The organism is uncultured Amnibacterium sp., from assembly GCF_964244015.1.
Lineage (GTDB): Bacteria > Actinomycetota > Actinomycetes > Actinomycetales > Microbacteriaceae > Amnibacterium.
This window is the reverse complement of record NZ_CAXTHO010000015.1, coordinates 1-13,082: the sequence shown is the minus strand read 5'-3', so window position 1 is coordinate 13,082 and position 13,082 is coordinate 1. Positions and strand designations below refer to the sequence as shown.

At 72.6% G+C, this 13,082-nt stretch carries 9 protein-coding genes; 8 read left to right on the top strand and 1 reads right to left on the bottom strand.

What is annotated here, in order from left to right:
* Positions 1-2 precede the first annotated feature (2 nt).
* The 7 genes from ACFE67_RS03305 to ACFE67_RS03275 all read left to right on the top strand — a co-directional run bounded on the left by ACFE67_RS03305 (position 3) and on the right by ACFE67_RS03275 (position 11,155).
* Complete coding sequence (locus ACFE67_RS03305; protein WP_375405451.1) at positions 3-3,245, top strand: hypothetical protein; 3,243 nt, start codon at positions 3-5, stop codon at positions 3,243-3,245.
* On the top strand, positions 3,242-3,994 hold the full coding sequence (locus ACFE67_RS03300) for a hypothetical protein (RefSeq protein ID WP_375405450.1): 753 nt from the start codon (positions 3,242-3,244) through the stop codon (positions 3,992-3,994). Before ACFE67_RS03305 ends, ACFE67_RS03300 begins: the two co-directional genes overlap by 4 nt.
* Before the next feature lie 11 nt (positions 3,995-4,005).
* Positions 4,006-6,267, top strand: coding sequence for a glycosyltransferase family 4 protein (locus ACFE67_RS03295; protein ID WP_375405449.1), 2,262 nt, complete (start codon positions 4,006-4,008; stop codon positions 6,265-6,267).
* Positions 6,264-7,394, top strand: a complete 1,131-nt coding sequence (locus ACFE67_RS03290) for a glycosyltransferase family 4 protein (protein WP_375405448.1) — start codon at positions 6,264-6,266, stop codon at positions 7,392-7,394. Before ACFE67_RS03295 ends, ACFE67_RS03290 begins: the two co-directional genes overlap by 4 nt.
* Before the next feature lie 8 nt (positions 7,395-7,402).
* Entirely contained in the window at positions 7,403-8,602 is a 1,200-nt protein-coding gene (locus ACFE67_RS03285; protein WP_375405447.1) for a cellulase family glycosylhydrolase, read from the top strand.
* A complete protein-coding gene (locus tag ACFE67_RS03280; RefSeq protein ID WP_375405446.1) occupies positions 8,599-9,624 on the top strand; it encodes a hypothetical protein in 1,026 nt (341 codons plus the stop codon). The genes ACFE67_RS03285 and ACFE67_RS03280 overlap by 4 nt, the downstream gene beginning before the upstream one ends.
* A gap of 433 nt (positions 9,625-10,057) precedes the next feature.
* On the top strand, positions 10,058-11,155 hold the full coding sequence (locus ACFE67_RS03275; RefSeq protein WP_375405445.1) for a hypothetical protein: 1,098 nt from the start codon (positions 10,058-10,060) through the stop codon (positions 11,153-11,155).
* Positions 11,156-11,161: 6 nt separating this feature from the next.
* Here the strand turns inward: ACFE67_RS03275 and ACFE67_RS03270 are convergent, their stop codons facing one another.
* Entirely contained in the window at positions 11,162-11,983 is an 822-nt protein-coding gene (locus ACFE67_RS03270) for an RDD family protein (protein WP_375405444.1), read from the bottom strand.
* An 87-nt stretch (positions 11,984-12,070) separates the two neighbouring features.
* Here ACFE67_RS03270 and ACFE67_RS03265 point away from each other — a divergent pair, with 87 nt between their 5' ends.
* Positions 12,071-13,066 carry a stage II sporulation protein M gene (locus tag ACFE67_RS03265; protein ID WP_375405443.1) on the top strand — a complete coding sequence of 332 codons (996 nt, stop codon included), beginning with the start codon at positions 12,071-12,073 and terminating at the stop codon, positions 13,064-13,066.
* Positions 13,067-13,082: the final 16 nt, after the last annotated feature.

The following is a 13,082-nucleotide window of genomic DNA, read 5'->3' as shown; positions in this document are numbered from 1 at the left end:
TCGTGACCGACAGGCGTGGAGGCGGCGACGCCTCCACTCCTCCGGCGACCCGCGCGCGCCGCGGCATCGTCACGCGTCTCGCGGCGTCGGGCTTCGGCCGCATCGCGGGTATCAGCGCGTCGCTGGTCGGCACGCAGGCCTTCACGAGCGTGCTCGGCCTGCTGTTCTGGGCGCTCGCCGCCCGGCAGTTCGTCACCACGGACGTCGGCGTGGCCGGCGCGGCCGTCGCGCTGATGATGCTGCTCGGCTCGCTCGGCTCCCTGGGGCTCGGGACCGTGCTGATCGCGCGGCTGCCGTCGGTCGCGCTGGAGGACCGCCGCGTCCTCGTGCGCACCTGCCTCGCCGCCGCGGGTGTCGCGGGCGTCCTGCTCGGCCTGATCGTGCCGGCGCTCGCCGTGCACGTGTTCGGTGCGACGAACCTGGCCCCGATCGCCGGCTCGGTGTGGCCGCTCGCCGGCCTCGCGCTCGCGACCGGTCTGACCTCCGTCGTGATCGTGCTGGACCAGGCCGTGCTCACGATCGGCCTCGGCACGCTGCAGCTCGAGCGCAACGTCACCGCCAGCGCCACCAAGGTCGTGGCACTGGTGGCGCTCGGCCTCGGCGGGGTTCCCGGCGGCATGACGATCCTGCTCGCCTGGACGATCGGCACCGTGCTGTCCCTGCCCCTCGTCGCCTGGCGCACCCGTGGCGGTCGCGCCGCCGGATCGCACCGGAGGCTCGTGGAGCCGGGCATGCTGCGGGGCGTCGGCCGGCTGGCCGTCTCCCATCACGCGCTGAACGTCACCATCCAGGCCGCGCTGCAGCTGCTGCCCGTGCTCGTGATCGTGCTGGTCTCCGCACAGGCGAACGCCGCGTTCAACTCCGCGATCATGCTGTCCGGCTTCGTGTTCGCGCTGCCCTACGCGGTGAGCGTGGGCCTGTTCGCCGCCGCCCGCGGCGACGAGGCGGAGGTCGTGCGCCGCATGCGCCTGACGATCCCCTTCGGCCTCGCAGTCAGCGCGACCGCGAGCATCGTGCTGTTCCCGCTCGCCGGGCCCCTGCTGCACATCTTCGGACCGCAGTACGCCGCGGACGGCACCGTGCTGCTGCGCCTCGTCGTGCTCGCCGGCATCCCGTTCGTCATCAAGGATCACTTCATCGCGCTCAAGCGCGTGCAGGGCAGGACCACTCAGGCGCTCGTCATCACGGCCGCATTCCTCGCCGCCGAGCTGACCGCCGCGACCACCGGCGCGCTCGTCGGCGGCGCGGTCGGGCTGGTCGTCGCCTGGCTGTGCGTGCTGGCGGTGGAGGCGCTGGTGCTCGCGGTGCCACTGGTGCGGGTGCACCGCGCAGACGCGAGCGCGGCCGTCGTCGAGGCGGCGGTCGAGGCCGCTGCGCCAGTCGTGGCTCCTGCACGGGTACCGATGCAGCAGGCCGCCCCCGAGGACGCTCGACCCGTGGCTGCGATCGCGTGGTCGAGCCGTACTCTGCTCGGCCCGCTGCTGCTGCTCATGGCCGTCGGCGTGTTCGTCATGGCGGTCGCCGCGAACCTCGGGCGCCTCGGGAACACCGGCGTCGGTGCGCAGCTCGTCTGGTACGCGGGACTCGTCGTCGTCTTCCTGCCCGCCGCCCTCCGGATCCTCGCGCGGTCGACGCCGCAGGTCGAGCGGATCGTCGCGGTCGTGTCGCTCGGGCTGACGCTGCAGGTCAGCCGGCTCGTGCTGAACCCGACGCGGTTCGTCTTCCACGACGAGTTCATCCATGCCGACACGCTTCGGCAGATCGAGTCGTCCGGGCATCTCTTCACCTTCAACCCGCTGCTGCCCGTGTCCGCCTACTACCCGGGCCTCGAGATCGTCACGGACGCCGTCCGCTCGCTGACGGGCCTGCCCGTCTCCGCGGCCGCCGTGCTGACGCTGCTCGTCGCGCGGCTCGTGATGGTGCTGGCGATCATCGGGCTGATCAGCGCGATCGGCGGCTCGCGCCGGGCCGGTGCCGTCGGCGCGCTCGTCTACCTCGCGAACCCGCAGCTGCTGTTCTTCAACTCGCAGTACTCGTACCAGACGCTCGCCCTGCCGCTCGCGGTGTTCTGCGTCTACCTCGTCGCGACGCGGCGGCGGGGGAGCCGCTGGTCGCTGGTACTGCCGATCGCGGCGACCGCAGCGGTGGTGGTCACCCACCACCTCACCGCGGTGCTGCTGATCGGGGCGTACGCGCTGTGGCTCGTCGCCGTAGTCATCCGCGGGGGGAAGCTGCGTGCCGCGGTCCGCGACCGCATCGACCTGGCGATCCTCACCGTCTGGGGTGTCGTCGCGCTCGGCCTCAGCGTGCTGAACCCCGGCAACCCGCTCGCCCCCTACCTCGAGGCGATCTTCGGCAGCTCGTCCGCGCAGCTGATCGGGCTGTCGGAGGGACAGAGCGTCAAACCGCTCTTCGCCGACAGCGCGGGCACCGGCCCGCTACCGGCGGAGCAGCTGCTGCTCATCGCGTCCGTACTGCTCTCCATGGCGTCGCTGCTCGTGGTGCTGGGATTCATCCGCACGAGCTGGAGAGCTGCGAGGCCGCTCGCCATCGCCCTCGGGATCGTCGGGCTGCTGTATCCGGTGGTACCCGGTGGGCACCTCACGAGCGCGACCGCCGAGGTCGGCGACCGCGCCTCCGGCTTCGTCTTCATCGGTATCGCAGCCGCGATCGGGATGTGGTGGTGGGCTCGGAAGCGCCGTCCGCGGACCGTCGTCGCCCTCGCTCTCGCGGTCACCGTGACCTTCCTCGGCAGCGTCGTGCTGGGCTCCGGTCCGGCGTCCGGCCAGCTGCCCGGGCCCTACCAGGTCTCCGCCGACGCGCGCAGCGTGGACGCGGACAACATCGCCGCCGCCACGTGGGAAGCGACCGGCCTCCCCGCCGACAGCGTCGTGTACGGCGATCGCGTCTCCGGCCTGCTCGCTGCGGCCGACGGGGGCCAGAGGACCGTGCTGCACGTCTCCACCGGGCTCGACGTGTCCCGCCTGCTGCTCGCACCGACATTCACCAATGACGACGCCGCCCTGATCAGGAAGGCGAAACTCGACTACCTCATCGTCGACGAGCGGCTCTCCACCGGTCTGCCGCATCAGCAGTTCTACATCGAGAGCGGCGAGTACGGCGGGCAGGACCGGACGAACCCGCTGACCGCTGCCGCGGTGACGAAGTTCGAGGCCGTCGCCGGCGTGACGCGGGTCTACGACAACGGCAGCATCGTGATCTACGACGTGCGAGGTCTGCGATGAGCGCGCTGCAGCTCGGTGTCCGACCCGACCGGACCGTCCTGATCGGTGCCGCCTGGCGTGCGGCGCTCGTCGTCGTCGCCGCGGTCGCGGTGGCCCTCGAGGCGCCGGCGTGGGCGCGGCTGCCGCTCAGCGCCGCCGCGATGCTCGCGGTCGCCTCCTTCGTCCTCCGCCGGTTCGGACGACACGGGCGACTCGACGTCGTGCTCGTCCTCGCGGGCGGCGGGCTCGTCGCCCTCGCGCTGCTCGGGCTGCTCCTGAACGTGCTGCCGACCGGCATCGGCCCGCTCGGGTGGGGCCTCGCCGTCGGCGCGCTCGAGCTCGCGGTCCTCGCCTTCCTCGCCGTGTTCCGTTTTGAAGGAGATTCTGCCCCGCGGCGCAGAATCTCCTTCACAACGAACCCCGTCGGGATCGTCACGGGGGCCGCGGCCGTCCTCGTGCTCGTCGGGGCGGTCGGGTACTCGACCGTCTCCTACACCGCGACCCACGTGTCGCCGCTCGCGATCGCGTCGGAGGCGGACGGCAGCAGCATCACCGTCACCGTCTCGGCCGGGGGCGCGCAGGGACCGTACGAGCTCGACCTCGTCACTGCGACGGGCCGCACCGTCGTCGCGACCGGGATCCGGGTCGACTCCGGCGATCCGTACACGAAGACCGTTCCCGCGCCCAGCACGCGCGCCGTACTGCAGCTCGTGACCGTCGGCTCCTCCACCCCCGTCCGCCAGCTGATCCTCGACGGCACCGCGAAGTGAGGCCGCACAGCGTGAGGCCCTACCGCGTGCTCCAGGTCGTGCAGCGGTTCGCGCCCGAGCTCGGCGGCCTCGAGACCCATGTCGCCGAGGTGACGAAACGCCTCGCCGGCACCCGCGACATCGAGGTGACGGTCCTGACCACCGACCGCACCGGTGATCTGCCGCGCGAGGACATCGTGGGCGGCGTCCGCGTCATCCGGCGCCGCTCGTACCGTCGTGACGGCGAGGAGTACTTCGCCCCCGGCATCGTCCGGGTGATCCGCCGCGGTGGCTGGGACCTCGTGCACGTGCAGGGCAGCCAGACGACCGTGCCGACGCTCGCGATGCTCGCCGCCAGGAGCGCGCGCATCCCCTATGTGCTCACCTTCCACAGCGGCGGCCACTCCTCCGATCGCCACGCGCCGATCACCCGGGTGCAGAACCGGATCAACCGCCCGCTGCTGGCGCGCGCCGCGAAGCTGATCGCCGTCAGCCGCTTCGAGCGGACCAAGTTCGTCGAGGTCACCGGTCTACCGGCCGAGCGGTTCGAAGTCGTCCAGAACGGCGGCGCCCTGCCGCCGGTCCCGACCGGCGCGGCGCCCGTGCGCGGCAGCATCGTGACCAGCGGGCGGCTCGAGCAGTACAAGGGCCACCACCGCGTGATCGCCGCGCTGCCGCTGATCCGCGCGCAGCTGCCCGAAGCCACGCTGACCGTGCTCGGCAGCGGACCGTATGAAGCCGAGCTGCGGAAGCTGGCGGAGGCGAAGGGCGTCGCCGACGCGGTCACCTTCCGGCACCTCCTGCCCGCCGAGCGGTCCGAGATGGCCGCGATCCTGTCGCGCTCCGCCGTCATGGCCGCGCTGTCCAGCTACGAGGCGCACCCCGTCGCGGTGATGGAGGCGGTCGCGCTCGGGCTACCCGTCGTCGGCTGCGACGTCGCCGGCATCGGCGACCTCGTCGAGGACGGTCTCGTCACCGGCGTCCCGCTCGACGCGGACGACGCCCAGGTCGCCGAAGCGCTGCTGAAGCAGCTGCGGGCGAGCGACGGCAGCCCCCATCGGGCGCCCGAGATCGAGCTGCCGACCTGGGAGGGCGCGGCGGACGCCATCGCCGACATCTACCGCGCCGTGCTCGACGAGCATGAGCTCGGCGAGCAGCAGACGACCCGGCGACGGGTCGTGCAGATCATCACGACTCTGACCACGGGCGGCGCCGAGCGCCAGGTCGAGTCGATCGTCGACCACAGCCGGCACCGCCAGCACGTCATCGCGCTCTACGGCGGCGGCACGGTCGCCGACTCGCTGACGGCGGCGGGACACTCCGTCGAGGTGCTCGACCTGGCCGGACCGCGGCGCCTGCTCGCCCTGCCCGTGCTGGTCCGCCGCCTCCGCGCGCTGCAGCCCGACGCCGTGCAGGTCCACCTGCTGAGCGGGCAGCTGTGGGGGCTGCCCGCCGCCCGGCTCGCGCGAGTGCCGCTCGTGCTGTCGACCGAGCACTCGCTGATGGAGCACTCCATCGAGAACCGGTCGCTGACCGAGCCGCTGCGCCGCCTCTACCTCGCGCTGAACCGGCTCTCGTCGCGCACGATCGCGGTGTCGGCTGCGACCGCAGACCGGCTGGAGCGCTGGGGCGTGCGCGCCGACGGCATCACCGTGATCGACAACGGCATCGACTTCGCGCGGCTCGCGTCCTCCTCCACGGCCCGCGACTTGGTGCGGTCGGAGCTCGGCATCGACTCCGCCACCGAGGTCGTCGGCGCGGTCGGGCGCCTCGAGCCCGTCAAGCGGTTCCGGCAGCTGCTCGCCGCCGTCGGGCCGACCCTGGAGCGCGGCCGCCGCGAGCTCGTCATCGTCGGCGACGGGCCGCTGCGCGCGTCGCTCACCGAGCAGGCGGAGGCGCTGGGCGTCGCCGACCTCGTGCACCTGACCGGCCCGCGCGCCGATGTGCCCGCGCTGCTGTCCGCCTTCGACGTGCTCGTCAGCCCGTCACGCGACGAGACCTTCGGCATGGCTGCGATCGAGGGCATCGGCGCCGGTCTGCCCGTCGTGCACGCCGAGTGCCCTGCGCTCGACGCGCTGGCCGAGCCCGTGCCTGCGGCCTTCCCGATCGGCACGACCGACGACCGGGTGGAGGGGGCAGCGATCGTCGCCGCGATCGACCGGGCCCTGATCGCCGCCGCCGGCCGGCGCCTCCCCGTGCCGCCCGCGGTGCTGGACGCCTACGACATCGCCCGCACGACCGCCCGGCTCGACCGCCTGGTCGACGAGGGGCCGCGCCGGGGGACCGCCGCATGAGCGACGCCCTCGTCACGCGCTCCGGGCGGCAGACGCACACCACCACGCGGCTCGCGCTCGCATCCCGCGGCGACGCCCTCACGCCGTATCTCTTCGCCGCGCTGGAGCGCCGGTTCGATGTCGTCGGCCGGATCGAGGCCGAGCTCACGTCCCTCCAGCGCTACACCGTCGCCGCGATGACGATGCGGCCGAGCCGCAGCGCCTGGGCGGAGCGGTTCTACAAGAGCGGCATCGCGACGCGCCTCCGATCGGCGCGCGCCGTCCGGCAGCTGCGCGCACTCGACGAGCGGCCCGACGTCGTCCTGCAGGTGCACGCGCTCTTCGACCAGGCGCTGGCCCCCTCCGCGCTCTACCTCGACTGCACGCACCGCCAGTCGGCCGATCTGTGGCCCGCGTGGAACCCGCTCCGCGGTCGGGCGCTGGACGACTGGTACCGCCGCGAGCAGCAGTCCTACGACGCCGCCCGCCACCTGTTCGCGTTCTCGGAGCCGACCCGCCGCAGCCTGATCGACGACTACGGCGTCGCGCCGCAGAAGGTCACCGTCGTCGGCGGCGGCGCGAACCTCCGGGCGCTGCCGCCCGTCCGGCCACGCCCGAGCGGCCCGCCGACCGTCCTCTTCATCGGCAACGACTTCATCCGCAAGGGGGGCGAGGTGCTGCTGGAGGCGTTCGCCCGCGTCCGCAGCACCATCCCCGACGCGCGGCTCGTGCTGGTGGGCACCCGCCCGTCGATCACGCCGCAGCCCGGCGTCGAGGTCCTCGGCCGGGTGCACGCCCGCGCCCGCATCGCCGATCTCTACCACGATGCCGCCGTCTTCGCCGTCCCCTCCTTCTTCGACCCGTTCCCGCTGGTGCTGCTGGAGGCGATGGCGTTCGGCGTGCCGGTCGTCACCACGCGGCAGACCGGGACGCCGGAGATGGTCACCGACGAGACGGGCGTGCTGGTCGGCACGGGGGACGCGGCTGCGCTCGCCGACGCGCTGCTCGACTCGCTGCAGCACCCGGCCGCCGCGGAGGCGCGCGCCTCGGCCGCCCGCCGCGACGTGGAGCGCCGCTTCACCTGGGACGCGGTCGTCGACCGGATGGCGCCGGTGCTCGAGGCACTGTCGCCGGGTGGGATCCGGTGAGGCTGCTCATGCGTACCGCGCTCGCCGCCGCCGTCGCCCTGTCGACCATGGCCGTCACGAACGCCTGCACGGCGTCGACGCCCACGGCGACGTCCTCCTCCGGCGTGGCCTCCGCCTCCCTGCCGGTCGCACCGGTCGCGACCGCCGCTGCCGCCGGCTTCGTCACCACGAACGGGCGCTCGTTCGAGGTCGACGGGACGCCCTTCCGCTTCGTCGGCGCGAACATCTACGACGCCGCGGCCTCCGACCGGTACAGCTGCCGCAGCGGTAACCGGATGTCGGACGCGCAGCTGACCGACACCCTCCGGTACCTGCACGACGAGGCCGGTGTGACGGCGATCCGGTTCTGGGCGTACCAGACCTACACGCAGGGCGCGACGTACTGGGGTGGCGTCGACCGCGTGCTCGCCGCGGCGAGGGCGACCGGGATCCGCGCGATCCCGGTGCTGGAGGACGGTCCTGGGAACTGCACGACCTCGACCGGGACGACGCCGAAGTCGGCTTACGAGGGCGACACCTGGTACTCGGCCGGCTACAAGAAGCCCTACGGCAACGCGACGCTCTCCTACCGCGAGTACGTCGCCCGCATCACCGCCCACTACGCCGACAACCCCACGATCCTCGGCTGGATGATGATGAACGAGGCCGACACGAGCAGGCGGGACACCTTGACCCGCTCAGTGCTCGTCGACTTCGCGAGCGACATGGTCCGCGTGATCCGCGCCGCGGACCCGAACCACCTGATCACGGTCGGCACACAGGGCAACGGGGCGCCCGGTGCGAGCGGCGCGGACTTCAGCGCCGTCTACGGCGTGCAGGGCGTCGACTTCGCGGAGGTGCACGACTGGGGCTACTGGGGCTCCGACGCCGAACCGATGCCGGGCGGCACGGGCAGCACCCCGCCCAGCGGGACGTCGCCGGCGTGCATGGTCCCGAGCGCTCCGATCGGCTGCTCCTTCGCGCTGGCCGCGAAGCTCGATAAACCGCTGATCGTCGGCGAGGCCGGGATCCGGGGCGTCACGGCCGTGGAGCGCACGACCCGGGCTCACCAGCTGCGGGCGAAGATGAGCGCCGCGTTCAGCGCCGGAGCGTCCGGCTACGTGATCTGGAGCGTCACCACCGGTGAGACGGACGGCTACGACGTGCTCACCACCACGAACGATCCGCTGATCACGCAGCTGCGCGCGGTCGCCGAGGAGATCCGATGACCCGCCCGTTCCCCTTCCGTTCCGTTGCCGCCGTGCTGACTGCCGCTGCAATCACCGTCCTGGCCGGCTGCACCGCCCAGCCGGGGACCGCGCCCGCCTCGGGCACGACCGCCGCGCCCGCATCCGTGCAGGGATTCGGCTGCCCGACGCGGGCGGAGGTCGCGGGGCTCACCGCGATCCCGTTCAACGATGCCCTCCCGAGCAAGAAGTCCTGCACCTACACGACCGCCGCCGATGCGAGCACGGTCGCGACCGTCACCCTGCGGCACCCGGCCGGCGCCTCCGGCGAGACGCTGTCCGCCTTGCGGTACGCCGCGATCGGCCGCGGCGCGTCGACCGCGGACGCCCGGGCGATCACGTTCGACGCGTTCACGTCGACGACGAAGGAGGACTGCACCGTCTGGTTCCCCGCCTCCGACGGGGTCGCGAGCTCGGTCACCGCGCGGCGGTCCGGCGCGAGCGGGTCCGAGGCGTGCGGCATCGCGACGGCCGTGGCGACGCTCGCCGGCAGTGCGACCCCGAAGGCCGCGGCGCCGACGGTCGCGGTGATCGCACCTCGGACCCTGCTCGGTGCGACGACCACGACGGAGCGCTGGCCGTGGCGGATCGCGCAGCGGACGACCGCACGCATCGACCGGCTGACCGGCACCGGCTACCTCGACCCGTCGAGCGCGTCGTCGTTCGCGACCATCGCCGCCGGCGTCCCCTCTGACAGCTCGGCGGTCGTGTTCGTCAGCGGCACCGCGGAAGCGGGAGCCTCCAGCCTCGCGATGCTGCGCGGCGCGACCGGCGCGCTGTCGGCCGCAGCCACCCGGGCGCCGAAGGCGCAGCTGATCGTCGTCGGGCCGGTATCGGACGGCACCGCGTCGTACGCCGAGGTCGAGCGCCTCGGTGTCGATCTGCGGGCCGCAGCCAAGATCGCCGGTGCGCGCTATATCGATCCGACCGATCCGGCGACGACGACCGGTGTAGCGGACGCGGTCGCGGTGGCGCTCCGCTCGACCGGTGTCACCGCGGACTGACCCGCCGCCCCCGGTTCGGGGAGTGCTCGGCACATACGTAGCACGGCGACACCCTGCTGCGTACGCCGTGTGGTTACATCCACGGGTGCCGATCACCCTGTGCGTCTGCGGACATCAGCACGATGCCCACGAGCACTACCGGCGCGGGACGGACTGCGCCACGTGCGGACCCGAGGTGTGCCCCAAGTTCCGGCGTGCGCTGCTCCCGCGCCGCCAGCCGCCGACCGCGCCGACGTCACCCGCGACCGAGCCGGCTGAGCGCGACCGCCAGTCCCTCTGACCCCTGTTGCACCGCTGAGGAGCGCGTCAGCAGGTTCGAGGAGCTTCAGCAGGACAGGAACGCCTTCTGAGTCCTGCTGTCGGTGCTGAATCCTGCCGTCGTGCTCGACCTCGGGGGACTGCGGTCGTTCGGAGGGGTCGGTAGCGTTGCTGCGTGGACTCCACCGCGACGGGGGCGCTGATCGCGGCGGTCATCGCCGTCGTGCTCGGTGCGTTGGGCCTCGTCGGCGGCCTCGTCGGCTATGTGCAGGGATCGGCCGCGCTTCGGCGTGCGACCCTCATCCGGCAGCGGGCGTCCGCGGCGGAGGAGGCGGCGCTGCAGGCGAAGGCGCAGGCCGAGCAGTCCGCCCGCACGGTCCAGAACGTGCTCGACCGGCTCAACGCGCTGCAGGTCCGCTCGCTCGGTGATGTCGCCGACCAGCCGACCGGGCCGCTGATCCTCCCGTCCCGGGTCGCGCCGCCGAGCGACGGTGTTCCCGGATCAGGCAATGCGGGTCGATCACCGGTTCCGAGCACCCCGGCAGGATCGGGATCCGCCTCGCCGTATGCGCCGCCTCCTGCGCCGAGCGTTCGTCCCCTCACCGACGACATCGAGGTTCCACCGAATGCGCCGGTGACCGGGAACACGCCCGTCGCCGCGACGACCGGGCCGACGACACCTTCCTCCATCACGGATCCCGTGCCGGTCGTATCCGCGCCGGAGCTGGCCCCAACCCTCGAACCCGAGCCGACCCTCCAACCCGAGCCGGAGCGGCAACCGGAGCCGGCCTCCGAGCCCGAACCCATGCCGCAGCCGCAGCCGGAGCCCGAGATCGAGCCCGGACCCGACCCGACTGTCCGCTCGGCGACCGGGCAGATCACGGCCGGCGGAGCGGGCGCCTATCCGCTCGACTGGGCGGAGGCGCTGCGGACCGGGGCGATCCCGCTGCCGCCGCGCTCGCGCGGCACCTACACGGCGCCGGACAAGGCGAAAGGGCAGCCGACCGGCCCCGCGCGATTCGAGATCCGCGCGGTCGGACGCCAGAAGTACGAGGCGGTCAACATCGGCAGCGTCACCGCCGAGCAGGCCGCAGTCGAGGGCGCCGGCGACGACCGTCACCTGGTCCGACCCGTCGAGGCCCGCGCGGTTCCGGTGCAGCCGGGTGCATCGCTGGCGTTCTCGGTGCTGCGGGTGGAGGGCCGGAAGGTCTCCGTGCACCTCACCTGGCTGTCGGCCGGGAGCGAGGAGCAGGCGGAGCTGCCCCTGCCCTGAGCCCGATCAGCGGTCGGGGAACCCGTGCGGCGTCGCGGAGAGCGTGGCGGCGAGGGCCTCGAAGCGGTCTCGCTCGAGCATCAGCGCGGTGTACTCCCGCTCGCGGCGGATGGCGGCCACCGCGGCGAGCATGAGCTCCGGTGAGGTGTCGACGACCGGCGCGATGTACGGCGCGGCCTCGGCGGAGAGCAAGAGGGCGAGACGCTGACGGCTCGCCGGCGCCATCTTCGGCGCCTGCGCGAGGAATGCGGCGATCCGGCGGGCGAGCGGGTCGGGGAGCCTCGCGACGTCGGCGATCGAGGCCCATTCGGTGAGCGACTCCGGCACGCCGACCGCGTTCGACGGCGGGCGCGGTACGCGCTCGTGCTGGCTGACCGTGCCGGCGATCAGGTCGCCGACCCGCTTCGATCGGCGGTTCAGCAGCCCGATCACGGCGGCGACGCCACCGAGCGTGAACACGATCTCGACGATGCCGCTCAGCGCGCGGATGAACGCGTGCCGCATCGCGATGCCGCCGCCGTCGTCACGCACGATCCGCGCGCCGATCGCGAATCTGCCGACCGATCTCCCTCGCGTCGCGGTCTCGAGGATCGTCGGCGCGAGCACGAAGGACAGCACCAGGTCGACGATCAGCAGCGCCCGGGACAGTGATGAGTCAGTGGGGAACGCGGCCAGCACGCCGAACATCAGCGCGAGGAAGAGCCCGAGTTCGCAGAGGAAGTCGATCAGGGCGCCGAGCGCTCGCAGCGGCCAGCTGGTCGAGCGCACCTCGAGTGCGACGGCCTCGCCCGTGACGATGCCGAGGTCGTCCGGTCCTGCGTCCACCACGCATCGAACCTACCGGCGCGGATCGTGGAGGCCGGCTGCCGCGCGTCCACTCCCGTTCATGCCGGAGGCGGCATGTACGCTCGCCGTGTGGATCTCGACGCGTTGCGTGCCGCCCGCGAGGGGGAGTGGCAGCGGCTGGACGCCCTTGCCGCCACCCGCAGGCTCGACGGCCGAGGGAGCGACGAGCTGATCCTCCGGTACCAGGACGGCGCTGCGGACCTCTCCGCGATCACGACCACCGCCGGTTCGGTGCCGCTCGGCGACCGACTCTCGATCTCGCTGTCCCGCGCGCGGATGCGCTTCACCGGCACGGGGCGAAACATCGTCAGCCAGCTGCCCGGCTTCTTCCTGCTGCAACTGCCGGCCGCGTTGTATCGAGTGCGGTGGTGGACGTTCTGGATCGCGGTGGCCAGCATCGTGGTCGCGACCGCCTACGGCACCTGGTCGGCGAACGACCCGCAGGTGCAGGCGGCCCTCGGAAGTGACGCCGACCTGAAGAAGCTGGTCAACAGCGACTTCACCGCGTACTACAGCGAGAACCCGGCCGCTTCGTTCACGAGCCAGGTGTGGACGAACAACGCGTTCATCGCCGCGCAATGCATCGCCTTCGGGATCCTCGGCTTCTACGTGCCCTACGTCCTGCTGCAGAACGCCATGAACGTCGGGCTGACGGGCGGCATCCTGATCGGCTACGGGCATGCCGACACGTTCTTCCTCTACATCTCTCCGCACGGGATGCTCGAGCTGACGAGCGTGTTCGTCGCGGGAGCCGCCGGGATGCGCGTGTTCTGGGCGTGGATCGCACCGGGCGCGAGGACACGAGGCGAGGCGCTCGCCGAGGACGGTCGGGCCATGTTCATCATCGCCGTCGGCCTGACGATCTCGCTGTTCGTCTCCGGGATCATCGAGGGATTCGTCACTCCGTCCTACCTGCCGTGGCCGGTCAAGATCGGCATCGGCGCGCTCGCTCTGGCGGCGTTCCTCTTCTACATGGTCGTCATCGGAGGCCGAGCGGTCCGCGCTGGCGAAACGGGCGACCTCGACCCCTTCGCGGCGGGCGCCCGCCGCATCATCGCGGAGTAGCCCGCCGCGGTTGCTG

Bases quoted from the DNA above. Each gene is read 5' to 3' on its own strand.
- ACFE67_RS03280 (WP_375405446.1), top strand. From the start codon at position 8,599: ATGACCCGCCCGTTCCCCTTCCGTTCCGTTGCCGCCGTGCTGACTGCC.
- ACFE67_RS03290 (WP_375405448.1), top strand. From the start codon at position 6,264: ATGAGCGACGCCCTCGTCACGCGCTCCGGGCGGCAGACGCACACCACC.
- ACFE67_RS03285 (WP_375405447.1), top strand. From the start codon at position 7,403: ATGCGTACCGCGCTCGCCGCCGCCGTCGCCCTGTCGACCATGGCCGTC.
- ACFE67_RS03300 (WP_375405450.1), top strand. From the start codon at position 3,242: ATGAGCGCGCTGCAGCTCGGTGTCCGACCCGACCGGACCGTCCTGATC.